The sequence below is a fragment of the Leptolyngbya sp. CCNP1308 genome (assembly GCF_034932455.1).
Taxonomy (GTDB): Bacteria; Cyanobacteriota; Cyanobacteriia; order Phormidesmidales; family Phormidesmidaceae; genus Nodosilinea.
This window is the reverse complement of sequence record NZ_JAYGIH010000042.1, coordinates 33152-58964: the sequence shown is the minus strand read 5'-3', so window position 1 is coordinate 58964 and position 25813 is coordinate 33152. Positions and strand designations below refer to the sequence as shown.

At 58.2% G+C, this 25813-nt stretch carries 14 protein-coding genes; 7 read left to right on the top strand and 7 right to left on the bottom strand.

The genetic code is table 11. The features are described from left to right. The first annotated feature begins 38 nt into the window (after positions 1 to 38). From VB780_RS12920 to VB780_RS12900, 5 genes are read left to right on the top strand one after another with little or no spacing between them, the layout of a single operon-like run. Positions 39 to 701, top strand: coding sequence for a hypothetical protein (locus VB780_RS12920; RefSeq protein WP_323351568.1), 663 nt, complete (start codon positions 39 to 41; stop codon positions 699 to 701). Beyond that, the gene (locus VB780_RS12915) at positions 685 to 1953 is read left to right on the top strand and encodes a hypothetical protein (RefSeq protein WP_323351567.1); all 1269 of its coding nucleotides are present in this window, start codon (positions 685 to 687) and stop codon (positions 1951 to 1953) included. Before VB780_RS12920 ends, VB780_RS12915 begins: the two co-directional genes overlap by 17 nt. Further along, positions 1953 to 2501: a hypothetical protein gene (locus VB780_RS12910; protein ID WP_323350650.1), complete on the top strand. Its 549-nt coding sequence runs from the start codon at positions 1953 to 1955 to the stop codon at positions 2499 to 2501. Before VB780_RS12915 ends, VB780_RS12910 begins: the two co-directional genes overlap by 1 nt. 2 nt (positions 2502 to 2503) lie before the next feature. Continuing rightward, positions 2504 to 2926 (top strand): hypothetical protein, encoded by a 423-nt coding sequence (locus VB780_RS12905; RefSeq protein ID WP_323351566.1) that lies wholly within the window; start codon positions 2504 to 2506, stop codon positions 2924 to 2926. Continuing rightward, the gene (locus tag VB780_RS12900; protein WP_323351565.1) at positions 2910 to 4037 is read left to right on the top strand and encodes a peptidoglycan DD-metalloendopeptidase family protein; all 1128 of its coding nucleotides are present in this window, start codon (positions 2910 to 2912) and stop codon (positions 4035 to 4037) included. The genes VB780_RS12905 and VB780_RS12900 overlap by 17 nt, the downstream gene beginning before the upstream one ends. A 524-nt stretch (positions 4038 to 4561) precedes the next feature. On the opposite strand, the gene VB780_RS12895 is transcribed toward VB780_RS12900, so the two are convergent. The 7 genes from VB780_RS12895 to mobF form a co-directional block, all read right to left on the bottom strand. Further along, positions 4562 to 4846, bottom strand: a complete 285-nt coding sequence (locus VB780_RS12895) for a hypothetical protein (protein WP_323351564.1) — start codon at positions 4844 to 4846, stop codon at positions 4562 to 4564. A 299-nt stretch (positions 4847 to 5145) separates the two neighbouring features. Next, positions 5146 to 9219 (bottom strand): tetratricopeptide repeat protein, encoded by a 4074-nt coding sequence (locus VB780_RS12890; protein ID WP_323351563.1) that lies wholly within the window; start codon positions 9217 to 9219, stop codon positions 5146 to 5148. A 472-nt stretch (positions 9220 to 9691) separates the two neighbouring features. Beyond that, positions 9692 to 12727, bottom strand: coding sequence for a CHAT domain-containing tetratricopeptide repeat protein (locus VB780_RS12885; RefSeq protein ID WP_323351562.1), 3036 nt, complete (start codon positions 12725 to 12727; stop codon positions 9692 to 9694). 127 nt (positions 12728 to 12854) lie between these two features. Next, on the bottom strand, positions 12855 to 13946 hold the full coding sequence (locus VB780_RS12880; protein WP_323351561.1) for a tetratricopeptide repeat protein: 1092 nt from the start codon (positions 13944 to 13946) through the stop codon (positions 12855 to 12857). Beyond that, positions 13931 to 15208, bottom strand: a complete 1278-nt coding sequence (locus tag VB780_RS12875) for a tetratricopeptide repeat protein (protein ID WP_323351560.1) — start codon at positions 15206 to 15208, stop codon at positions 13931 to 13933. Before VB780_RS12875 ends, VB780_RS12880 begins: the two co-directional genes overlap by 16 nt. Before the next feature lie 24 nt (positions 15209 to 15232). Next, the gene (locus VB780_RS12870) at positions 15233 to 20050 is read right to left on the bottom strand and encodes a tetratricopeptide repeat protein (protein WP_323351559.1); all 4818 of its coding nucleotides are present in this window, start codon (positions 20048 to 20050) and stop codon (positions 15233 to 15235) included. Positions 20051 to 20559: 509 nt separating this feature from the next. Beyond that, a complete protein-coding gene (gene mobF / locus VB780_RS12865) occupies positions 20560 to 24003 on the bottom strand; it encodes a MobF family relaxase (RefSeq protein WP_323351558.1) in 3444 nt (1147 codons plus the stop codon). Positions 24004 to 24227: 224 nt separating this feature from the next. Here mobF and VB780_RS12860 point away from each other — a divergent pair, with 224 nt between their 5' ends. Together VB780_RS12860 and VB780_RS12855 are read left to right on the top strand one after the other, a co-directional pair. Beyond that, a complete protein-coding gene (locus VB780_RS12860) occupies positions 24228 to 25331 on the top strand; it encodes a hypothetical protein (RefSeq protein ID WP_323351557.1) in 1104 nt (367 codons plus the stop codon). After that, positions 25328 to 25744, top strand: coding sequence for a hypothetical protein (locus VB780_RS12855; RefSeq protein ID WP_323351556.1), 417 nt, complete (start codon positions 25328 to 25330; stop codon positions 25742 to 25744). The genes VB780_RS12860 and VB780_RS12855 overlap by 4 nt, the downstream gene beginning before the upstream one ends. Positions 25745 to 25813: the final 69 nt, after the last annotated feature.

Below are 25813 nucleotides of genomic sequence, written 5' to 3'. Positions count from 1 at the left end.
TTTCATCCTGTTAACGCCGTAACTCTGGTCATAACGCCATGGAAGCTAAATTCACTCCCCCTGCCGTCCCCCTCGAATACCGTCGCGAGGTCGTTGGCGGTGCATCGCCCATCCAAAACATCTACCTGGCCCCCGTTCCCTGGTGGCAAAACCGCCGTTACTGGGCTGCCGGTGGCATCGCGGTAGCTGCCCTCTCTGGCACTGCCTTCGCCTTTGCTCAGTCAGGCCGTACTGGCGACGAGGGCACTTATCAGAGCGAACTGCCTGCCCCTAACTACGAGAACGTGCTGGCAGCGGCTCAAGATCGGCTCTCGGGCAACTACGAAGACAGCCGTTTGGTGTTGGCCGACGTCGGTCGGTCGGTGCTCAACAATGAGGCCTACCGCTACCGCCAGCAGGCGGAACAGGACGTTCTAAAGCCCACTGACCCCTGCTACCAACAGCAGCTCATTTGCCCCCTCAACCGTTACCAGCGAGATGCTCAAGTGATGTTGGATACGGCCAAGGGCGATCGCGATTGGCGACAGGCGAATGCGGCGCTCTTCCGAGTCGAGGCTGTGGAGGTGGCCCGCTCGATGGCGGCGCTGCCCCAAGACCCGCCGACCAATTTGGCGGTGGTCGCGATCGAGAACCTGGTTCAGTACCACGACCGCCAACACTCTTTGTCTGAAGAGGTGCAGGCCCATGAAGTTAGAGACTAACCATCTGCTCTATGGCTCCATGGGGGCCGCTGCTCTGGGGCTGTTCTGTGGGCTGCAACGGCCTGCCAGCAACCTCACTCCTGCTGACCTGGAAGCCTTTGCCAACGGGGCTCAAATTCGCTACGAGAAAACCTATCCGTATCTGCCAGCGGCGATTGCCTTTGGAGCTGTGGCCGTCGGTTGTGGGGTGGCTTGGGCGCTGGGTGGGGAGCAGCCTAAGGTGGCGATTGCAGGCCCCCTAATTCAACCCGAGCCGCAGAGCTGGAACGGGCAGGTGCCCTTTGCCGGGGCGCCTGAGTCCTTTCGGGTGGGCAATCCTGCCGCTATTCTCGCCGCTCGTATGCGGCCTACCCTGATTTCAGCCAATCCTCGGGTTGGCAAGGGGCTGACGGTGGCCCACGCCTATCGGCAGGCCCAGGTGAAACAGGGCGCGGTGGTGTGGGTGATTCAGCCTAAGTACCACCCCAAGGAGCACGGCTACTGGAAGCAGGCCGACAACGTGCTCGGGTTCATGGCCGATTCGTTGGAATCCAAAGAGGATATCGACGACATCTGCGACCAGATGCAGAAGTTCATCTTTGCCTGGCGGCAGCTGCCCCAGCGGCCCAAGGTGCTGATCATCGACGAGCTGGCGATGATGAAGACGGCTTTTAAGACCTGGTATGAGGGGTTCCTCAAGTCGCAGCTCACGATGGAGTTGTCGTCGGGGGAGACGGATGATCGCGCTCTGTGGGCCATTACTCAGTCGTCGCTGGTGGGCGATATCGGGGTCAGCGGCGGTATGCGGGCCACGTTTGATCTGCTCACTATTCAGACCCCCAGCAGCCAGAGCCATCTAGAGAGCCTGCGGAAGTCTGACACCAGCATTCCGCCAATCGAGGATGAGGTGATTTTTGAGCGATCGTTCTCACCCAAGCAGGCTGTTTTTTACCACTCAGAAATCAAGGAATGGCTGCCGATGGTGGCCTATGAAGTGCCGAAACTGAGTTACGCCCCTGCAACGGCGGGTGCAACGGACGGAAACGAGGACGGGGTAAGGCTTTCACCTCTGGGTGAAACGAACGTTTCCAAGTTTCCAGACCCCTCTTTAGCCCCGGATCTGCCCCTGATCATCGCGGTAACCAACGCGTTAGCCCAGGGGATGCCCCGCTCCCAAGTCATCAAAGAGGTGCTGGGTTGCACTGGCAAGAAGTACCAGGAGGGCTCCGATTTGTTTGACCGCATCAAATCCATCATTGAGGAAAATTCCTAATGGCTAGCTCCAAGAACAATCAACTCGCCAACGGCAACAACGGCCCTGAGATCATCGACGGGCAAATCATCGACATTACGCCTCAGCTGTCATCTCCAGGGCGGGGCAGCGGTGTCCAGCTCGCGCCACGCAATGCCATGCGATCTAATGTGCAGGATGGCGGCTGGTTTGATGCCACTAGCGGCAAGCGCAAGCCGATCTTTGTCATCACCCCCACCACCGATCCCTGGAGCATTTTTCCGGTGATTCGTAGCGGCCTGAGCTGCTTGCGCAACCACCCGTTACAGACGATGGGTGGAGCTTTTATTTCGGTCTGGGGCGGGCTATTCGTACTCTCGGCGGGGCTAAATGTGCTGCAAGGTTCGGCGGTTAAGGCCGGGGGCGACATTTGGAATCCGGTGGTGGCGGGAACCAACTTCGGGGCCATGCTGGTGGTGCCAACCCAGAGTCTGGCGGGCAGCGCCCACAAGGTCTTGACCGGGGAAGAACGGGTGGGGCAGCCGATTGAGACTCGTCCCTACACCCGCGCTGTGAAGGTCGGGGAGTAGCGATGCTGTTCTGGCGAATCCGCACCCGGTACCTGCTGGCCCTGGCGGCGTTGTTCGTCGGGGCCGCGTTTTTAGACCTGAAGCAGCCAGGCCGGGGGCAGTTCTACAACCCGGTCTATGGAGTGAGGTCGTGGGTCAACACCCATCAGCCTGCGGCATGGCAGCTGGTGCATCGTCTGTCTGGCGAGGATGCCCGTCTGCAAGCCTGTGTGGCGGTGGCTCCTGACCCGGTTGCCCTCGATGCCACCAAGGCGGAGCTGCGCAGGGCGTTGGTGGGGGAATCGGAGGCGATCGCTCTGGAGTGGTTGGGGCAACCTGCCTGCGCCCTGGGTAACGGGGTCTACCGCTGGGCCTTGGACAACGGCCTGGCCCTCGATGTGACGGTGACGGAGGGGGAGGTGACCCACAGTGAACTCAACCGTTAAACATATCAAGCCCCACTGGTCGGAGTTGCCGCCCACCTGGCGCTACGTGATTGGCACGGCGATGCAGGCGGGCGAGCTGGTGCTCAAGCTGGTCTGCATGGGGGCGATCGCCACCTCAGTCTGGGTAATGGTCGATAAAGAGACGAATGAATCTTGGGGGGCACGGTTCCGTAAAGTCAGCGCCGTGGCGGAGGCGGTGGCCGGGTTCTATGACGATGACTTCAAGGCCCTGATCAGCAAGGGCGATGTGATCGCGGGCTACACGGTCAACTCGGGTTTTGGCCTGCGGATGCACCCGATCCACAACGAGATGCGGATGCACTCGGGTATTGATTTGCCGACGCCGGAGGGGGTGCAGGTTCATGCGATCGGCTACGCCGGAGATACGGTGTCGGTGCGCTGCTGGAGCGACCCCAAGGGGTATGGCACGGTGGCGGATATGACCAGTTCGGCGTTCCCTGAGATCACGTTTCGGGCGGCTCACCTGTCCCACTGCAAGGGGGGAGAGCACCGGGCCGGGGCGGTGGTGGCCAAGACGGGTAACACGGGCAGCAGCACGGGCGCTCACCTGCACTGGGAGCAGCGGCAGGGGGGCGTGGCCCAGGCTCCGCAGAAGGGCTATCTGGTCTGGGCACTCAATGGTCGCAAGCCGAATGAGAGGTTAGGGGATACGCTTGCGCTCTACCAGGCGATTGTTGCCAAGGAATCGGGCGGTGACCCCAGGGCCGTCAACCCTGACACGGGGGCGCTAGGGCTAGGGCAGGTGATGCCGCAGAATCTCAATTGCTCCTGGGACGGCAAGCCGAAGAGCAACTGCGGCTGGGATTACGATGTGCTGGGCCGCGATGTGTCGCCTCAGGAGTTTTTACAGAACCCCGAGATTCAGCAGCAGATCGTGGGGGTCAAGCTGGAGAGTGCGCTGCAGCGACAGATTCAGGCGGGCCACGATATGAACACGGCGGTGAAGCGGGTGGCGGCGGAGTGGTATTCGGGTAATCCTGAACTGGCCCACGATACGCGCCCCCAAGCGGGCTATGAGTCGATTAAGAGCTATGCCGACAGTGCGGCGGAGAAGTTCCACCGGCTCCGGCAGGAGAATCTGGAGAAGTAAGCCTTCGGCGATGATGGTGCCCTTGGCCAGTGGGGGCGGTAGCCGGAGTAAGCTAGCGGACGTAAATGGAATTTCACCTCTGCCCCTGGCGCTCGCTGGGGGCATTTTGTTGGCTATTGCCGTCGCCGCCCCACCCATCACACCCCATTGAAGGGGCCTTGGCCGGTGGGGCAGGGGCAGAGGGCCTATTGCGATCAGCCTGCCCCTGGAAATCGCTAAACCGATTGCTGGACGGGGTTTAGGAGGGTTGGACACCGCCAGGGATGGCGTAGTGTCTGTACGGTTCGGAAGCGTAGCCCTCTTAGGGCGTAGCTACCCTCGCGGCTAGGGCTACTGTGCCATCTAACGCTCGGTGTCGCCCCATGACGTCCCATGTCGCCCAGGGAGTCAGAATCAGAGAGCCCTGGCGGGGGAAAGCGGTAACTGGCGGTTGAGTGGCGGTAACTGACGGTAACTGGCGTCACACCGACCCAAAACACCACCGGACGGCAAGGGCTTTGAAATGGGAGGGGCGATCGCAGTCTCTAAGCAGCGATCGCCTGTTGTTGGGGCACGACTGCCGCAGCGCACCAGTAGACCAAGACATGATCATAGGTGCCCTCGGCAACCAGCTCAAATTCCCTCACGGTGCTAGCCACCCACCCCGGCATATCGTGGACTTCAGCACCCACCTCAGTGAGTGCCTCAGGATGCTCAGGTAAACCAAACAGCACGTCGTCGGGGGAGACGCAAACATACATGAGCCGCTGCCCGGCGCTGTCCCACGGGTCGCGTTCCGGAACTTGGCCATCCAGGGTCAGCACCGCCACGCTGAAACTGTTTGCCGAACCATCGGCGGGGGAATAATCCTCAACCTGCGCGACTGTCCACTGCCGTCCCTCCCAGGAACGGACATCGCCTGCCGCAGGGGCAACACCACTCAGCTCGAAGTCGTAGTCTTCAATAGCCCACCCTTGATAGGTATCAGGTTCGCAGGAGTACTGAGCCTCCTAAGGCCAAGAAAACACAAGCTGGGTAACATTCATGGCTGACTCCTGAATCGACATACTACTGGAAATCCTTGCTGTGCAAAGGATTGATCAGTAAGTTGCCCCAAATCGCGGACCCGCTAGTTTAAGGCCTTTAAGGAACGCCAATCCCCGGTGAGGACAAACGCGGCCCAGTAGTAGGGGTGGCTGTAATCATTCGAGTGGATCATCTCTAACTGCATCTGGCGGAGTGCCTCGCTGCGGCCCATGCCGTTGAGTAGGTTCTCGTAATAGCGCACCATCAGGTCTTGGGTACCTTCATCTTCCACGCGCCACAGACTCATGACCAAAGACTCGGCCCCCGCCAGGGTAAAAGCTCGCCGTAAACCGTAAACCCCTTCGCCGCTGACTACCTCGCCCTGAGCCGTTTCACAAGCTGAGAGCACCACCAGTTGAGTGCCGTAGAGGTTCAGGCTGGCCGCTTCCAGGGCAGTGAGAATACCGTCCTCCTGTCCACTTTTGCGGGCATTAAAGCCTTCCATGGCCAGCATGGCCCGCAGTAGAGGATTTTCGATAGGCACTTCGTAGGTGTCGTTAAAGACCGTGCCCTCAGCATCACCGTTTTCCTGACGGCGGGGCGCGTCTTCCAGAAAAAGACCGTGGGTGGCGATGTGCAAGAGGCGGGGAGATTGGGACTGCTTGAGGGCCGTTTCGGTCGCGTCACGTCCGGTGAGGAAGTCCGCATCCGGGAGGAGAGCGCTGAGGGCGCGACCCTCACGAAAGGCATATTCCAATGGCCCCACGGAGAGAGTCGCCAGATCAACCGAGCGCTGACCATTGTCATCGGGCACAGCGGCAACGATTTCGCCATAGCTGGGAGCCGCGAGGATCATAGGGGGGGTCAGGCTGGGGGGAATCAGGTCAAGCTTGAGCAGGTCACGACCGCTGGTGAGGTAGCTGATCTCAAAGGTTTCGATCAGGTATTGACCGTTGTCGGAGCGCAGCACTTCAAAGGGAATTTGGTTGAGGGCACCGTCAGGGGAAATCAGCAGGTGTTCGACCCCCTCCAGTGGCTCCCGGAGCGGAGCCATGACCAGTGCATCCAGGGTTTGAGCGCGGCTATGAATTTCGTCCACACTTTGGTTGGGGTCTTCTAAGGCCTTGGCAAGGGAGAGGACGGCGGCATCAATTTTGGCAGCATCCCCCAGATCCATTGCCTCCATCCGGCCATTGGGAAACAGCAGGTAGGCCGCGTAACGAGGGTCTCCCCAAGTGCTTGCTGGACCAGCTTGGGCATCAAAGGGCTGATAGCGCACGTACTCCACCAGCATCCCATCAGCGGGAATTTGAGCCTGCACCGTGGCCATGTCAACGGGTTGAGTCTCCGCCCGGAAGACGGCGCTGCGCTGGGCTAAAGTCTTTTCCAGGTCAGTGGCTTCGGTTTCCAGTTGCGCCAGTTGCTGCCGGTATTGTTCGGGCGAGAGATTAGGCGGAGGATTGAAGGTGAGAGTGGCGAGGCGTTGCTGCACCGCAATGAAATCCTCCAGCACTACCCGGTCGGCTGGGGTGAGGTTTTGCCGCAGCCGCTGCAGGCTGCTGCTACCTGCCTCTAGCAGCCGTCCCTTGCGGCGCAGCAGCGTGGTCAGCCCCAGGGGTTGCGCCTCGGTTGCCTGCAGGGATAGGGCAATGGCCCTATCCGTAGAGCCCGCGAGGGTGGCAGCATAGTCCTGCCGTTGGGCGTCAGTCAGGGTAGCCAGATTCAGCTCTAGGTTCCATTCTTGAATCTCTAACCCGGACTGGAAGGCGGGCACCGCCTGGGCAATGTCTCCCTGAGCTTGATACAGCCCGGCCAGATTGTTGAGGTTGGTGGCGACATCGGGATGGCGATCGCCCAGCTGCTCACGGAAAATCGACAGGGATTCTTGATAGAGGGGTTCGGCTTCCCCATAGCGGCCCTGGGCATAATACAGCAAGGCCAGGTTGTTGAGGCTGAAGGCGACATCGGGATGGCGATCGCCCAACTGCTCGCGCCGAATCGACAGGGATTCTTGATAGAGAGGTTCGGCTTCCCCATAGCGACCCTGGTCACGATACAACTCGGCCAGGTTGTTGAGGCTGAGGGCGACATCGGGATGGCGATCGCCCAACTGCTCACGCCAAATCGACAGGGCTTCTTGATAGAGGGGTTCGGCTTCCCCATAGCGACCCTGGTCTTGATAGAGTGCGGCTAGGTTATTGAGGCTGAGGGCGACCGCAGGATGTTGATTCCCCAACTGCTCGCGCCAAATCGACAGGGCTTCTTGTAAGAGGGGTTCCACTTCCCCATAGCGGCCCTGGGCATAATACAACCCAGCCAGGTTGCTGAGGCTGGCAGCCACATCGGGATGGCGCTCCCCCAACTGCTCGCGCCGTATCGACAGGACTTCTTGAAAGAGAGGTTCGGCTTCCCCATAGAGACCTTGGGCACGATACAACCCAGCCAGGTTGCTGAGGCTGGCGGCCACATCGGGATGGCGCTCCCCCAACTGCTCGCGCCGTATCGACAGGACTTCTTGAAAGAGGGGTTCGGCTTCCCCATAGCGGCCCTGCTCTTGATAGAGCGAGGCCAGGTTGTTGAGGCTGAGGGCGACATCGGGATGGCGATTCCCCAGCTGCTCTCGCAGAATCGACAGGACTTCTTGAAAGAGGGGTTCGGCTTCCCCATAGCGGCCCTGCTCTTGATAGAGCGAGGCCAGGTTGTTGAGGCTGAGGGCGACATCGGGATGGCGATCGCCCAACTGCTCTCGCAGAATCGACAGGGATTCTTGAAAGAGGGGTTCGGCTTCCCCATAGCGGCCCTGGTTTACATAAAGCCCGGCCAGGTTGTTGAGGCTGGTGGCGACATCGGAATGGCGATCGCCCAACTGCTCACGGAAAATCGACAGGGCTTCTTGAAAGAGGGGTTCGGCTTCCCCATAGCGGCCCTGGACACGATACAACTCGGCCAGGTTGTTGAGGCTGGTGGCGATATCGGGATGATGCCCATCCAACTGCTCGCGCCGTATCGATAGGGATTCTTGTAAGAGAGTTTCGGCTTCCCCATAGCGGCCCTGGTTTACATAAAGCCCGGCCAGGTTGTTGAGGCTGGTGGCGATATCGGGATGATGCTCATCCAACTGCTCGCGCCGAATCGATAGGGCTTCTCGATAAAGGGGCTCGGCGTCGCCATAGCGACCCTGGTCACGATACAACTCGGCCAGGTTGTTGAGGCTGAGGGCTACATCAGGATGGCGATCGCCCAACTGCTCACGGAGAATCGACAGAGATTCTTGATAGAGATGTTCGGCTTCCCCATAGCGGCCCTGGTCTTGATACAGAAAGGCCAGATTGTTGAGGCTGGTGGCGACATCGGGATGGCGATCGCCCAACTGCTCGCGCCGAATCGACAGGGCTTCTTCGGCTAAGGGAATGGCATCCTGGTAGCGTCCTGCCTGGTAGAGTTCAACCACCTGTTGGTTTAGACTGACGACCCGTTGAAGCGCTTCTGCTTGAGCAAAATCAGCGGCAGTTGCGGGTTTCCAGCTCAGGGTGTACCGTCCGGTTGCCCCCACAGTGTAGGAGTTAGCAACCATCTGATAAGTCCCGGTAGTGGGCAAGGTCACGACAATCCGAGAATTCGTGCCACCATTACCGTCATCATCTTGAGCGATAGTCTGGCCGTCCGGCCCTCTAAGCAGGAGATAGGTGTCAAACGCTTCACTCACCAGTTCAATGATGATGAACTCTCCGGCCTTTCCTTCAAAGGTATGCACGTTGAAATAGCTGCCGTCATCCTCCAGAATTTCGCTGTTCTCATCCAGTTGCCCAGTAACAGTAGTGGGCGTCACCTGAGCCAGTTGCGGCGACGAGGGGCTGGCCTGCACAGGGAACATACTGCCGCTGTTAGGGCTCGACAGCCCTGCAAAGTTATTGAGGCTGGCAGCGACATCGAGACGGCGATTCGCCGCGAGCAGTTGGGAAATCACCAGGGATTCTTCGGCTAAGGGAATGGCATCCTGGTAGCGTCCTGCCTGGTAGCGTTCAATGACCTGTTGGTTCAGTTCGTTAGCCTGCTCGAAAGGTGAGGTTTGTCTCGGCTGTAGAGACGGCCTAGAATGTTGCGCATTCACTGTCAGCGGCATTCCCACTACCGCCAGTCCTACCGCCAGCCCCATCCGTGTTTGATATTTCTTCATCCTCGCCTTTCCAGCTATCACGCCTACCCCCCCAACAACAGCCAACCGTGTCATCCGCCTCAATTGTGCGTCACCTGGCCGGAGGCAAGCGTTATCTAAAGTTTTTTTGAATAGCTGCCCGCGCCTCAGAGCAGAATCACAAGCTCTCTCGGCGGATGTTTCGTGAAAAGTTCCAAAGTTTGTCTAACACGGCGTTAAACAATTACCTTTCAGCTACGTCAGGACCTTCTGACAGGATAGGTATAGGTAAGTCAGAACGACTAGGTTGTGCCGGGAATCAACTAGTCGCGTTGCGCGTCAGACAGCCACTCAACGCAATAACAGAGAGTTCAACCTCAAAATCAGGCAAAAACGAGCGGTGTACCACCAGTCTTAAACAAAATTTAGTCCTTGGACTGACAAAGGACTGGACTACTGGAAATCCTTGCTGTGCAAAGGATTGATCGTTAAGTTGCCTCCAATCGCAGCCTCGCTAATTTAAGGCCTTTAAGGAACGCCAGTCGCCGGTCAGTACAAACGCGGCCCAGTGGTAGGGGTGGCTGTAGTCATCCGAGTGAATCATCTCTCGCTGCACCTGGCGCAGAGCTTCACTGCGGTCCATACCACTGAGCAAATTGTCGTAGTAGCCCACCATCAGCTCTTGGGTGCTGTCATCTTCCACATTCCATAGGCTGAGTACCAAGGACTCTGCACCCGCCAGGGTAAAGGCTCGCCGTAGACCGTAAACCCCCTCGCCGCTGAAAACCTCGCCCTGAGCCGTTTCGCAAGCCGAGAGCACCACCAGTTGAGTGCCGTAGAGGTTCAGATTGGCCGCTTCTAGAGCCGTCAGAATGCCGTCTTCTTGTCCACTCTTGCGGGCATTAAAGCCTTCCAGGGCCAGCATGGCGCGCAGTAAAGGATTTTCGATAGGCACTTCATAGGTGCCGTTAAAGACCGTGCCCTCAGCATCACCGTTTTCCTGACGGCGGGGCGCGTCTTTCAGGAAAAGACCGTGGGTAGCGATGTGCAAGAGGCGGGGAGCTTGAGACTGCTTGAGGGCCGTTTCAGTCGCGTCACGCCCGGTAAGGAACTCCGCATCCGGGAGCAGAGCGCTGAGGGCGCGTCCCTCACGAAAGGCATATTCCAATGGCCCCACCGTGAGGGTTGCCAGATCAACCGAGCGCTGACCATTGTCATCGGGCGCAGCGGCAACGATTTCGCCATAGTTGGGAGCCGCGAGGATCATAGGGGGGTTCAGGCTAGGGGGAATCAGGTCGAGCTTGAGCAGGTCGCGACCACTGGTGAGGTAGCTGATCTCGAAGGCTTCAATCAGGTATTGACCACTATCGGAGCGCAACACCTCAAAGGGAATTTGGTTGAGGGCACCATCAGGGGAAATCAGCAGGTGTTCTACCCCCTCTAGTGGCTCCCGAATCGGAGCTATGACCCGTGCATCCAGGGTTTGAGCGCGGCGGTGAACTTCTTCCACACTTTGGTTGGGGTCTTCTAATGCCTCGGCGAGGGAAAGGACGGCAGTGTCGATCTCGGCAGCATCCCCCAAATCCGTCACGGCCATCCGACCATCAGGAAACAGCAGATAGGCAGCATAGCGAGGGTCGCCAAAGCGGTTGGCGGAATCAGCCTGAGCATCAAAGGGCCGATAACGCCCGTACTCCACCAGCACCCCATTGGTGGGAAGTTGGGCCTGCACCTTAGCTATGTCAACGGGCTGGGTCTCCACCCGGAAGACGGCACTGTGCTGGGCCAGGGTCTTCTCCAAGTCTGTGGCCTGGGCTTCCAGTTGCGCCAGTTGCTGCCGATATTGCTCGGGCGAGAGGTTAGGAGGAGGATTAAAGGTGAGGGTGGCGAGTCGTTGCTGCACGGCAATAAAATCCTCCAGCACGGTTTGGTCGGCTGGGGTGAGGTTTTGCCGCAGCCGCTGCAGGCTGCTACTACCCGCCTCTAGCAGCCGTCCCTTGCGGCGCAGCAGGGTGGTCAGCCCGAGGGGTTGCGCCTCAGCCGCTTGCAGGGACAGGGAAATAGCCCAATCCGTAGAGCCCGCCAGGGTAGCAGCATAGTCCTGCCGTTGGGCGTCAGTCAGGGTGGCCAGATTCAGCTCCAGGTTCCACTCTTGAATCTCCAACCCGGCCTGAAAGGCGGGCACTGCCTGGGCGATGTTTCTCTGGGCTTGATACAGGGAGGCCAGGTTGTTGAGGCTGTCGGCGACATCGGGATGGCGCGTCCCCAACTGCTCGCGCCAAATCGACAGGGATTCTTGATAAAGAGGTTCCGCTTCTCCATAGCGGCCCTGGGTTTGGTACAGCGCGGCCAGATTGTTGAGGCTGCTGGCGACATCGGGATGGCGCTCTCCCAACTGCTCACGCCGAATTGCCAAGGATTCTTGATAGAGGGGTTCCGCTTCTCCATAGCGTCCCTGGTCCTGATACAGCAAGGCCAGGTTGTTGAGGCTGCTGGCGACATCGGGATGGCGCTCTCCCAACTGCTCACGGACAATCGACAGGGATTCTTGATAAAGAGGTTCCGCTTCTCCATAGCGGCCCTGGACACGATACAACTCGGCCAGATTGTTGAGGCTTTGGGCGACATCGGGATGGCGTTCTCTCAACTGCTTGCGTCGAATCGACAGGGATTCTTGATAAAGAGGTTCCGCTTCTCCATAGCGGCCCTGGACACGATACAACTCGGCCAGGTTGTTGAGGCTTTGGGCGACATCGGGATGGCGCTCTCCCAACTGCTCACGCCGAATTGCCAGGGATTCTTGATAGAGGGGTTCGGCTTCCCCATAGCGACCCTGGTCTTGATACAGCGCGGCCAGGTTGTTGAGGCTAGCAGCGACATTGGGATGATAATTTCCTGGCTGCTCGCGCAGAATCGACAGGGATTCTTGAAATAGGGGCTCGGCTTCCCCATAGCGACCCTGATCTTGATATAGCCCGGCTAGGTTGTTGAGGCTGGTGGCGACATCGGGATAGCGCTCTCCCTGCTCGCGCAGAATCGACAGGGATTCTTGAAATAGGGGTTCGGCTTCCCCATAGCGACCCTGGTCTCGATACAGCAAGGCCAGGTTGCTGAGACTGATAGCGACAGCGGGATGGCGCTCTCCCAACTGCTCGCGATAAATCGCCAGGGATTCTTGATAGAGGGGTTCGGCTTCCCCATAGTGCCCCTGGTCTCGATACAGCCCGGCCAGGTTGTTGAGGCTTTGGGCGACAGCGGGATGGTTCTCCCTTAACTGCTCACGCCGAATCGCCAGGGATTCTTGATAGAGGGGTTCGGCTTCCCCATAGTGCCCCTGGTCTCGATACAGCCCGGCTAGGTTGTTGAGGCTGGTGGCGACATCAGGATGGCGCTCTCCCAACTGCTCGCGATAAATCGCCAGGGATTTTTCGGCTAGGGGAATGGCCTCCTGGTACCGTCCCGCTTGGTAGAGTTCAATGACCTGTTGGTGCAGTGCCTCTGCGTGCTCTAGAGGATCCTGAATTTGAGCGTTAGGCGAGGTTTGAGCCAATCGAGTTTCCTCTGCTAGGGCTAGCGAAGCTGGCCCCCACAGCCCTAACGCCATCAAACATCCAACCCACCAACGCATTGCCATCATCCATTACCGCCCAACGTCCTCACCCTCCCCAAAACCCGCCTTAGCGTTGATTCTCCAAAAAATCGAGTCGCTCCGCCAGCGCCGCCACTTGCTCCGGGTCGCCCAACACGTCATAGAGCGCCAATGCCTGCTGGGTTTGAGCGATCGCCGTCTCAATATCTCCACGCTCCTGGGCCAACAGTGACAAGCCATCCCAAGCCCCCGCCTGCCCCTGGAGCTGTCCCGATTCTGTCGCCAATGCCAAACCCTGCCGATAAAGCGCTTGGGCCTCGGGCGTCAGGCCAATGGACAGGTAGAGATCGCCTTGTAGAACATAGAGCAGCCCATTGTCTGTCCCCGCCTCAATGCGGTCTTTCAGCACCGCCAACGCCGCCTGGGTCAGGGTGAGCGGGTTGGGTCCCGCCACTGTGGGGGAGTTGCTGTAGAGCAATGCTAGGGCGATCGCCGTCACATCTTCATTCAGCCCCGCCGCCCTCAACGCCTCCGCCTCCGCTAGAATCGGCTCTGCCTCCGAGGGCAACAGCAGCCGGAAACCCACCGCAGCGCCCAGCGCATTGGACGATAGCCCCGTATCCGACCTGACCTCAATCAGGTAGCGCACCCCTGGCTCTAGTGGCGGCCCGTCATAGGCCACCGAAGTCCCCGATACCGTCTCTGTCCAAAGGGGCTGCGTCGGGTTCGCATACACCTGCACCTGATACGTCTGCGCCCCCGCCACCGGATTCCAACTCAGGGTGGGCACCATCCCTGGCAGTAGCGCCGTCTCCCGAGGGCTGATCACATAGGGCACCGTGCCATTCACCTCCCGAGAAGGCCCCCGCCGCCGCCTTGTCCGCGACGAGGAAGATTCTGTACAGTAATCGCCAACGGTGTAAGTTCCTGCCGGAAACCGCCGCTCGCGGGTTTCGTTGTTGCAGACAATCCCCACATTGCCCCCGGATCGCACCAGCAATTCATCGGTGCCGCGCACAAAATCCCCCACGTAGGCCCGGTTACCATTCACCTCTGCCTGTCCGCCAATGTCTGAGATGTAATTCACCCCGCGGCTCTGAGCCAGGGCAGGAACGCTGAAGATCGGCAGCATTAAGCCCGTGGCAAACAGAGAAAGGGTAAAGTTCAATCTTTGACGCATGGCTGGTTTGACTCCGTGAGTTGCTGACAAGCTTGGAACCCCCACAGATCTTCATCGGGGTTGGTGCTTTTTCCGAGACGATAGCACTCAGCCCAAGATTTTAAGGCCGCCGTTTGATTCCCTTGCTGCGCTTCCACTTGCGCCAGCAGACAGTGAGCGGAAGCCGGATTGGTAATCTCTGCTGCGGCTTCCGGGTTCTGAGTAGCCCCGATCGCGGCCTGTAGGGGAAATTTCGCCTCCTCATAGCGGCCCTGCTGTAGCCGCGCCCAGCCTAGATTTTTGTACAGGTTGTATTGAGTGCTAAAAAATTCCCCTTTCGTTTTCAGCTCCGCTTCCTGCTCTACCAAGACTTCCAAGCCTGCTGATAACAGCGCCACCGCTGCACCGGGATCGGTCTGAGCCGGGAGCAAATATAGCCGCCCTAAGTTGTTATACGCCTGGGGCACATCCCCTTGCAGGGCGATCGCATACTGGGTTTGAGCTTGCTCAAACTGTTGCAGGTCTTCGTGGAGGGTGCCGAGGTTGTAGTGGGCATCCACATTATCGGGATTGAGGGCGATCGCCCTCTGATAATTTTGCTGAGCACTCCCTAATCGTCCGGCCTCTGCATTAGCTATACCTAAGCGATTGTAAAAGTTCGAGATGGTAGGCAGCGACAACCATAGCCCTAATAAAAAGAGTGACAGCAGTCCTGTGGCGCATAACTTGGCTTCCTCTTGCCAATGGGACGGCACCTTCAGGGTTTTTAACAAATCATCAAAGCCCTCTTGACCCGCCTCGGTCAGTTCACTGCGGGCATTGAGTAGGGTCAACAGGCTAGAGAAAGCGATGGCCGATACGCCCAAGACCCCCGGTCCCCCAAGGAAGAAGCGGCGGATAATGTCCCCTAACAGGCCCAGGCTGATCGTCCATAACAGCACTTGACCACCTCGATAGAGCCAGTCCCGGCGATCGCGGCGGTGAGGTGGCTGCAACTCGTCCAAAGACCACCACCAGCGGGTTGCTGGCGGGGAGAGGCTGCGACGATAGGCAGCAAAATTCACGAGGGGGGTCATGGCCGTGACCTGTTGCCGCAGGGTTTCATCCAAATTATGGAGATTTTGCAAGGTATAGATGCCCGGTGTGATCCCAGCGTCCAACACTGCCTGGAGGGCATCACGGGCTTTTAGCACGGCCAGGGCGCGATCGGCACTAGCCTCCTGCTGCCAGTCCTGTAAGGTCTGGCGGTAGTGTTGGAAAGATTGGGGCAGGCGATCGCGCATAGTCGTCTTGACTCATCAGCCCCATTATTGCTTTAAGGGACGCCAATCCCCGGTGAGGACAAATGCGGCCCAGTAGTAAGGGTGACTGTAATCATCCGAGTGGATCATCTCTAGCTGCACCTGGCGCAAGGCTTCACTGCGGCCCATGCCGTTGAGCAGGTTTTCGTAGTAGCGCACCATCAGGTCTTGAGTTCCCTCATCTTCCACACGCCACAGACTCATGACCAACGACTCTGCCCCCGCCAGGGTAAAGGCTCGCCGTAGACCGTAAACCCCCTCGCCGCTGACCACCTCGCCCTGAGCCGTTTCACAAGCCGAGAGCACCACCAATTGAGTACCGTAGAGGTTGAGATTGGCCGCTTCTAGGGCAGTCAGAATACCGTCTTCCTGTCCACTTTTGCGGGCATTGAAGCCTTCTAAGGCCAGCATGGCCCGCAGTAGCGGATTTTCGATAGGGACTTCGTAGGTGCCGTTAAAGGCCATGCCCTCAGCATCACGGTTTTCCTGACGGCGGGGGGCATCTTCCAGGAAAAGACCGTGAGTGGCGATATGCAAAAGGCGGGGAGATTGGGCCTGCTTGAGGGCAGTTTCAGTCGCGTCACGCCCGGTGAGGAAGTCCGCATCCGGGAGCAGAGCGCTGAGGGCACGACCCTCACGAAAGGCATATTCCAATGGCCCTACCGTGAGGGTCGCCAGATCAACCGAGCGCTGACCATTATCATCGGGCAATGCGACAACAATCTCGCCATAGTTGGGAGCCGCGAGAATAAGAGAAGGGTTCGGGCTGGGGGGAATCAGGTCAAGCTTGAGCAGGTCACGACCACTGGTGAGGTAACTAATCTCGAAGGCTTCAACTAGGTATTGCCCCCTGTCGGAGCGCAACACTTCAAAAGGAATTTGGTTGAGGGCACCATCAGGGGAGATCAGCAGGTGTTCGACCCCCTCCAGTAAAGCCCGGAGAGGAGCCATAACCCGCGCATCCAGGACTTGGGCACGGCGATGAATTTCTTCCACCGCTAGTGCATTGGCGAGGCCATCACTGAGAGAAAGGACAGCGGTGTCGATGTCAGCAGCGGGGCCGAGATCCACGGTGGTGATGTTGCCATTGGGAAACAGCAGGTAGGCAGCGTAGCGAGGGGCTCCCCACCACTTAGCAGGGGATACCTGGGCATCAAAGGGCTGATAGCGCACGTACTCCACCAGCACCCCATTGGCAGGAATTTGAGTTTGTACAGCTTCAATTTCAATGGGTTCCACCTCTACTCGGAAGAGAGCACTACGCTGGGCTAGCGTCTTTTCTAAGTCATTGGCTTCCGATTCCAATCGAGCCAGTTGTTGCCGATATTGCTGGGATGGCAGACTAGGTGGTGGATTGAAGGTGAGGGTAGCGAGCTGTTGTCGCGCAGCCAACCAATCATCGATCACGACTTGGTCATCTGAGGTTAAGTTCTGTCGGAGTCGCTGTAAGCTACTGCTCCCGGCATCCAGTAGCCGTCCCTTACGCCGCAGCAGCGTGGTCAACCCAAGCCTTTGTGCTTCAGGTGCTTGTAACGAGAGAGCAATAGCCCAGTCACTGGTGGCTGAGAAGGTGGCAGCATAGTCCTTACGCTGAGTCTCTGTGAGTGTAGATAGATTTATCCCCAAATTTGCCTCTTCAATGGCTAATCCTTCTCGAAAGAAAACAACTGCTTGAGCGATTTCCCCCTGGGTTACATAGAGTGCTGCCAGATTATTGAGGCTAGTAGCGACATTGGGATGTCGCTCACCCAACTGTTCGCGAGCAATGTCGAGAGCTTCCTGGTAGAGGGGCTCAGCCTCACCCAATCGCCCCTGATTTCGATAAATTCCTGCCAGGTTATTGAGGCTTTGGGCAACACTGGGATGACGATCTCCGAACTGCTGCCGACGAATAGCTAAGGCTTCTTGAGAGCGTGCCTCAGCCTCTAAGAAGCGCTCCTGGGCTAGATAGAGTAATGCCAGACCCTCAAGGCTACCGGCGACATCAGGATGACGTTCACCTAGTTGTTGCAGACGAATAGCTAGGGCTTCCCGGTAAAGTGACTCAGCTTCGCCATAGTGGCCCCGGTCTCGATACAGCCCTGCTAAGTTGTTGAGGCTCACAGCAAAACTGGGATGATTTTCACCTAGTTGCTCTCGCTTAATATGAATAGATTCTTGGTAGAGGGATTCAGCTTCCAAGAAGCGCCCCTGGTCTAGATAAAGCGATGCCAGGCTATTAAGGCCTCGGGCGATATTGGGATGACTTTCACCCAATTGCTCTCGCCAAATAGCGAGGGACTCTTGGAAGCGAGATTCGGCTTCACCATAGCGGCCCTGGGACTTGTACAATACTGCCAAGTTGTTGAGGCTAGCAGCAACACTGGGATGACGGTCGCCCAACTGCTCCCGCCAAATAGAGAGAGACTCTTGGAAGCGAGATTCGGCCTCATCATAATGGCCTTGGATTTCATAGAACACTGCCAGGTTGTTGAGGCTAGCAGCAACACTGGGATGACGAGCGCCTAATCGCTCCCGGCGAATGTTGAGGGACTCTTGGTAAAGAGGTTCTGCCTCACCATAGCGGCCCTGATCTCGATACAACTCTGCCAGGTTATTGAGGCTATCAGCAACACTGGGATGACGGTCGCCTAATCGCTCCCGACGGATGTCGAGGGACTCTTGGTAGAGAGGTTCGGCCTCACTATAGCGGCCCTGGTCTCGATATAACTCTGCCAGGTTGCTGAGGCTATCAGCAACACTGGGATGACGGTCGCCTAATCGCTCCCGGCGGATGTCGAGGGACTCTTGGTAGAGAGGTTCGGCCTCACTGTAGCGGCCCTGGTCTCGATATAACTTTGCCAGGTTGCTGAGGCTAGCAGCAACACTGGGATGACGGTCGCCCAACTGCGCTTGCCAAATATCAAGGGACTCTTGGTAAAGAGGTTCGGCCTCGTCGTAGCGCCCCTGGGCTTGATAGATTAATGCCAGGTTATTGAGGCTTTGAGCAACATCGGGATGATTTTCGCCCAAGTGCTCATTGCGAATGGCAAGGGATTTTTGGTGGAGAGGCTCAGCCTCGTCATAGCGCCCTTGGTATTGATAGAGCCCTGCTAGGTTATTAAGGCTTACGGCGACACTGGGATGATTCTCGCCCAACTGCGCTCGCCAAATGTCGAGTGACTCTTGATAGAGGGTTTCTGCCTCGCCATAGCGGCCCTGATCCTGATAGAGCAATGCCAAGTTATTAAGGCTCTGGGCAACATCGGGATGGCGTTCACCCAACTGCTCACGGCGAATATTGAGGGACTCTTGGTAAAGAGCTTCTGCCTCGCCATAGCGCCCCTGATCGTGATAGAGCCCTGCCAGGTTATTAAGGCTCTGGGCGACACTAGGATGATTCTCGCCTAAGCGCTCTCGGCGAATGTTGAGGGATTCTTGGTAGGGGGATTCGGCCTCACCATAACGGCCCTGGTCTTGATAGAAACCTGCCAAGTTATCAAGGCTAGTGGCGACACTGGGATAATTCTCGCCTAAGCGCTCTCGGCGAATGTTGAGGGATTCTTGGAAGCGAAGTTCAGCCTCGTCATAGCGTCCCTGATCTTGATGCAGCGCCGCCAAGTTATTAAGGCTAGTAGCGACATCAGGATGATTGTTGCCCAACTGTTCGCGTCGAATATCGAGGGATTTCTGATAAAGAGGTTCAGCCTCGTCATAGCGTCCCTGGGCCTGATACAGCAATGCTAGGTTATTGAGGCTGATGGCAACATTGGGGTGACTTTCGCCCAACCGCTCTTGCCAAATATCGAGGGACTCTTGGTAGAGAGGTTCGGCTTCGTCATAGCGCTCCTGAACCCGATATAGCTCTGCCAGGTTGTTGAGGCTATTGGCGACATCGGGATGGCGTTCACCAAAATGTTCAATATAAATATCGAGAGACTCTTGGTAGAGAGGTTCGGCTTCGTCATAACGTTCCTGAGCCTGATACAGCAATGCTAAGTTATTAAGACTTTGAGCAAAATCGGGATGGCGTTCACCGAAATGTTCACCGCGAGTGGTGAGAGACTCTTGATAAAGCGGTTCGGCCTCATCATAAAAGCCTTGGTAGTAAAGCTGGAGAGCTTGTTGGTTGAGCTCAGTGGCTCTCCTCAATGCTGCATTCTGTACTACCTCTTCAGGTGCTGCGGCTCGCCAAGTTAAGGTGTATTCTCCTGTTTCTCCTGGGATGTATGAGTTTGTAGAGATTTGATAGGTTCCAGTTGACGGTAGAGTGGCCACAATACGAGCATTTCCATTGCCGCCTGCATCATCGTCTTGAACGACGGTACTCCTATCTGGCCCTACCAAAATCAGATAAGTGTCAAAGGATTCACTCACCATTTCAATGGAGATGATTTCCCCTGAAGTTCCCTCGAAGGTATGCACGTTGTAATAGCTGCCATCTTCCAAAGTGTCGCTAGTCTCATCCAGTTGTCCGTTGACGGTATTGGGCGTTACCTGAGCCAGTTGCGGCGATGGGGGGCTGGCTTGCATAGGGAACATACTGCCGCTGTTAGGGCTCGGCAACTCTGCCAGGTTATTGAGGTTAGTGGTCACATCGGGATGGCGATTCGCCGCGAGCAGTTGGGGAATTGTCAGGGCTTCTTCGGCTAGGGAAATCGCCTCCTGGTATTGTCCCGCTTGGTAGCGTTCAATGACTTGTTGGTTCAGTTCGTTAGCCTGCTCCAAAGGTGAGGTTTGTCTCGGCTGTAGAGACGGCCCAGAATTTTGCGCATTCACTGTCAGCGGCATTCCCACTACCGCCAGCCCTACCGCCAGCCCCATCCGTGTTTGATATGTCTTCATCCCCGCCTTTCCTGCTATCACGCCTACCCCCCAGACAACAGACAACCCTGTCATCTGCCCCAATTGTGCGTTACCTGGCCGGAGGCATGCGTTGTCTACAGTTTTTTTGAAGAGTTGCCGCGCCGCAACCCCTCCGCTGTTGGGATTAAGGCTAAAACTCTTGTCCAGTCTTGAATCCAGCTCCCTGGACTAGGGTTCAAGGTAGAGAGAAGACTGAACGAAGCTATCAGACCTTTGGGGAACTGGCACAAGCCAACATAGTCAATATTTAGGCCACTCAAGGTGGCCACTGTCACAGAGCACATTTGCTTAGGGTACATAAGCCCCGCTCCCAGCCTGGCCTTTGACCGTGAACTCGTTTGAGCCGCTAATCCCGCCTGATTTGGGTCACCCTCAAAGCACTTCAGGATAAAAGTTTGAGGCCCTTCCCCCCGGTTATTCCGGTCACCCTCTTGGAACCATTTTTTAGGGAAAGAGGGGACAGCCAGACAGTGGGTTACAAGCTCCACTTAGCGTTCCATCTCAACCTGACGAAAGCGCTGGGGGGCTTCTATCGCCTGATGCAGCAGCCGATGGGCCTTTTGGATCTGACCAACATCCTCTACCGTGATGCCCTGGGCCACCTGCGGTTGCCAGGCTCCCTGGGGCCGCTGAAGTCGGAGCAGCTCGCCGCGACCATCCTGGGCGACCAGGGAGATCGTGTCGGTCGATTGGCAAAACGACAGCGTGTAGTGTCGGCCCTTGAGTACCCAGGTGTCAGGCCCAGTTTGCTCGGTCTCGCCTGCCTGCCTGGCTAGCGTCAGGATACCTCTCACCTCCGGCACGAGGCGTTCAGCCCACATCATCTGCTCGGCGCTGATCCGCTGTCGCTGCTCCCGCTGCTGGCGTCGCCGTTCAAGGCCGCGAGCGAGTTCATGAGCAAGGCGAGCGAGCGCTCCTGCCCATCGAGATTGCTGCTCACCCGCTGACTTAACGCGTTCAACTGTGTCACTAAGGCCGATAAAAGTGCCTGCAATTGTCTGGAGCTGTCGCTGCTGCTGCCAGCCTCTAGCCCCTTGAGCAATGCGTTCAAGGTCTGCTGGAGGTGGCTGTGCTCGGTGGTCATCTGCCCTAGCACCAGCTCCGATTGGGCCTGGTGGTTCACCAAGTCCTCGATCTGAGATCGCAGCTGGGCGTTGTCCTGCTGGAGTCCCGCGATCTGCTGCTGGAGCGGTAGCAAGGCCTGCTGCAACGCGCTCACCAGCGCCTCGGCCAAGATCCCTGGCGGCATCTCGATTGCCCACTGCTGAGGGGGCGGCGGCGGCGGTACTTTCCGGGGTCTGGGCATGGGTATTCACCAAGGTAAAGAGGGGGACATAGTCGCTGACGTTCTCCTTGGCTGAGGATCGCTGCGCCTGACGCAGTAGGTCATCCGGATCGGCGGTGTAGAGCGCGAGCTGGTATTTGGCCCGCGACACGGCCACATAAAACGATTCCTGGCTGGTGGTGGCATCCATCGCCATCACTCGGTCGGCGGTTTTGCCCTGGGCACTATAGGTGGTGCTCACCAGGCTGTAATCGACATACTGCAAGCCAGTTAAATCCACGGCATCACAGCGGCCATCGGGGTAGCGGACCTCGGCCTGGCCCTGGGCATTGATAGCACTCAGGGTAAAGGCCTGGCCGTTGCGGATGTTTTGCGTCCGGTCGTTACGGGTCCAGCGCAGGCGATCGCCCACGGCAACGGGTATTGCCTGGCGGGTATAGACCGTCTTGTTGGAGCAGGCCGTTGGGTCAATCTCCAGCATTTGACCAGCTTCATTGGCCAAGGTGAGTCGGTTGCGGTGGGCATCCACCTGGATCACCTGGTAGGGCTGCTGCTTCACCAGGCATTGGCGTTTGTACGGCTGGTTGACGATGACGATATCGCCGCTGGCGTAATGGGCGGCGTAGCCTGACTGGGCCTGGGTCAGGTCTTTGCGCCGCAGGGAGGTCAGGGTAAAGCCGTCGGCATCCAACTGGTCTTGGGCCTGAAGCCCTGTGCGAATCAGGGCAGTGAGGGCCAGACGCTCTTGGTTAGTTCCAGCGAGCAGCAGGGTTTTGTCGCGCTCTACCTCGTCGAGGGCCAGATAGTCGGTGGCCACCTGCTGAAGTCGGGTCTCTGGCGATTTGATCGTTTGAATCGCGCCCGCTCCCACAAGGGTTTGAAAGGCGGCTTCCGTCTGGTCAGTGGCCAGCAGGTTGACCGCTTGTTTGAGGGCCGCTGTCTTTTGTCGTCGGGACTCATCGAGAAAGGCGGTTGGAATGCCTCCGGCCTGCAAACTCTTGAACGGGTTACCTGCCTCCACCGCTGAGAGCTGACGGGTATCGCCCACCAGAATGACGCGAGCCTGCTGCTGCACGGCCAGGATCAGGAGCCCGTGGGCATCTTTGGCGGAGAGCAGCCCGGCCTCGTCAATTACCCAGATTTCTCGTTGTTCAGGTGCTGAACCTGGGGCGTGCAGCAGGCTGGCCACGGTGTCGGTCGGTAGGCCAGCTTCTTTGCCCAGCACGTTGGCCGCTTCGGCGCTGGGGGCAAATCCTCGCACTGAAAAGCCTTGGGCTTCAGCCGATTGTTTAAAGGCCTGCAACACAAAGGTCTTGCCGCTACCCGGCAGGCCCTGCCAGGCCAACATCTGATCGCGACTGGTCAAGGCCAGGGTGAGCGCCCGCTGCTGACCAGCACTCAGGGTTGGCCACTGATGCAACTGCTCCTGGAGTTCGGCTTCGCTTAGAATTGGTGCCCACTGGTGCTGCCCCTGGTGCATGAGTTGAATGGTGTCTCGCTCTCGGTGCAGGGCGGCGGCGGTGGTGCATTTGTCTTTCACCACATCCACTGACAGCAGCTCGCCCTGGGTTGAGATCGCCTGAGATAGAGTGGCGAACGGCATTTCACCCAGAGCATGTTCTAGGGTAAAGCGCTCTACCTTCCCCCGGCGAAATACTGACTCTCGCTCTGAGGCATGGTCGGTGCCCGCGCGGGCCATCTGGTCTGCTTGATAGTAGGCGGCAGTGGAGAGATCTCGCCCCTGTTGGGGCACCTCCGGCAGAGTGAGATTTTGGTCGCTAATCTGCTGCTGCCAGGCTGTCAGCAGCACCTCGCGGGGCACCGCCTGTTTGCGTTTTCGGGTACGCAGGGTCGCCTGCTTTTTCTGGCTGGCGTGGAGCGGGGTACCCTGGGTTTCGTCCAGACTTTGCTGCCACTGCTGGAGGTAGGTTTCGATCTGGCGGGTGCGGGTTGAGAAGGTACCGAGCAGAGGTTGGCTGTAGTTGCTTAATTCAAATTGCCCTTTGCCCTGGGGGTCGATGTCATAGCCCAGCTGCCGCAATTGGTAGGCCAGCTCGTTTTGATAGATCTGCCCCAGCAGGATCTGATTGGCCACGATCTCTTCATTGCTGAGGCTACGCCAGGCTCCATCGGGTAGCTGGGTGGTATTCATTACCACGCAGTGGCTGTGGAGCTGCGGGTCGAGTTCGCGGCTGCTGTCGTGCTGAAACACTGCCGCGACGATGTTGCCGGTCACCACCCGCTGCCGTCCTTCAGGGGTGCTGACTCGAGCTTGGGCAAAGCGCTCTTGCAAAACGCCTAGGGCAGTATCGACGGCCTGATTATGGGCTGAGATCACTCGCTCGTCGCCTTGCACCAACCCGGCAATGGAAATGCTCTTGGGGGCTGAGAAGGTGTAGTCGGTGGCCGCCCGGTGACGGGTGGGATCGATGGCACGGGCATGGAGGCAGTCACCGTTGGGGGCAGTGCCGTGGAGCAGAGCTTTGAAGTCCTCGGGCTTGACCTCGCCTTGGAGTCCGAGGGTGTTTGCGCCCTGGCCATACCAGCGGGCAGCTGAGCGGGCTGCGTCGGTGCCTGCGGTGTAGTAGTCGTCTTTTTCGTAGTAAGTTTCGGCCTGGGCAGCGGAGACCGAGCACATCGATAGCATGGGGCTACAAGTCCCTCAACAGCGAAGTCCTCCTGGACATAGCCGTCAGCGTAAGGGACAAGACGGGCAGAGCCGGGGCGTGGGACGCCCCGGCTCTGCCTGTTTCATCGTCTAGAGTCGAGGAGATTGTGCGCCAATCACCGATGTCTGACGCCTCTACCCCAGGCTGGTCACCTGGGGTTCGCGTCTAACGCTGATCGCCCATTTCGCTGGAGGAACCCTCTATGGCTACCCATCAACTCTTTATCGACCTTGGGATGTCGGGCACCAAGGCCTGTTTAACCGATGGCAACCGCTGCTATGGCTATGCCTGTCCACCCAAGGTGGCGGATTTGCCGCCCTCGGAGCTGGAGGTGCTGCGTCACCAGGGCCAGGAGTACGGCGGTGGATTAGGGGCTGGAGCCTATCTCCAGTGGAACAATCAGGCCTATGCCCTGGCCGATGATGCCGAGGGGCGTCCCAACAAATCCACAGCCACCCTGCGCAAGAGCACTCTGGCCCATCTCCGCAGCCTGGGCGCGGTAGGGGAAATGGCTTACACCCATCACCTGAAAACTCTGCATCTGGATATCGGCATCGCGCTGCCCTTTGAGGAGTATCTGTCCGAGGCCGAGGAGCTGACTCAGCGGCTGCAAGAAACGGGTCGCTTTCTCTATCGCGGACAGGCCTACGATCTCCAGATCGATAGCGTTAAGGTGCTGCCGGAGGCGGCGGGGCTGGTGCTCTGGCGCAAGCAGCAGCATCAGGCCAGCCGCCAAAACTATGTCGTGCTGATGATTGGCCATCGAGATTTGAGCTTTCTGGTGTTTCGCCAGGGTAAGCCCCCGACGGGGAAGCCCAGTGATTCGGAAAAGTTGGGCTATGTCGCTTTCCTTGAAGCGGTGGCCCAAACCCTCTGTGAACCGGAGAATCCCTACCTGGTGCAGGCGTTGTTAAGGCAGCAGGATTCGGTGCAGTTTCCCGACCAGCCGGGCAAGGTGTTTCCGCTGGCCCAGCGCAGGCAGGAGGCGGAGGCTTTTTACTGGGAGCAGGTGCGGCACCATCTGAGCGAGCATTTTGCTGCCCTCGATTTGACAGAGTATGAGGTGCTAATTGGTGGTGGTACCGCTGCGACGCTCTTGCGGCCTCATCTGACGGACTACCTGGCGACGTTGCCCGGTGCGACGCCCAACTGGCTGCCCGATCTGGCTCAAGAAATGGCGTACCGGCTTCAGGAGGTAACCTCTGCAATCGACCAGGTGCGCTTTGCCGACTGCTATGGCGGGGTGAAGTGGTTGGCCACCAGGGCTCATGCCCGCACCAGGGCACCCCAGGAGGTGCGAGCATGAGCCGTCGGCAGCGGGTGATCTTGCGCCTGGATGTGGAAGTGGATTCGGATGCGGGGCGGCTCTTCACCTATCTCAAAACGAACCCAGCGATATCGCTGCGGGAAGCGGTGCTCAGGGCGCTGAATGTGTTTTACCTGCCCTGGGCGTTGGAACCAGACCTCAGCCCGCCCGAGCTTCAGACCCTGGCTCAAACCCTGCTGGAAGATATGCAGCTGCGCAGTCTGCAACTTCAAACCCGTTTTTTGGCGATCTCTGGAGCACCGCCGGTGCTCGTCATGGCTCAGTCTCCTGGGCCTCAGCCGCTGTCTGAGGTGCCGAGGGCGGCGGAGTCGCTGTCGTCGGTGCAGGCTGAATCTGACCCGTTTATTGATGTCGATATGGATCTGGCGGCGGCGGGCCTGGACGATTTTTAGCCTCGTTCTGAGAACCGGCTCGGCCACACCTCCGTCTCTAGTCTAGGTAGGGCACCGCTGATACCGGCG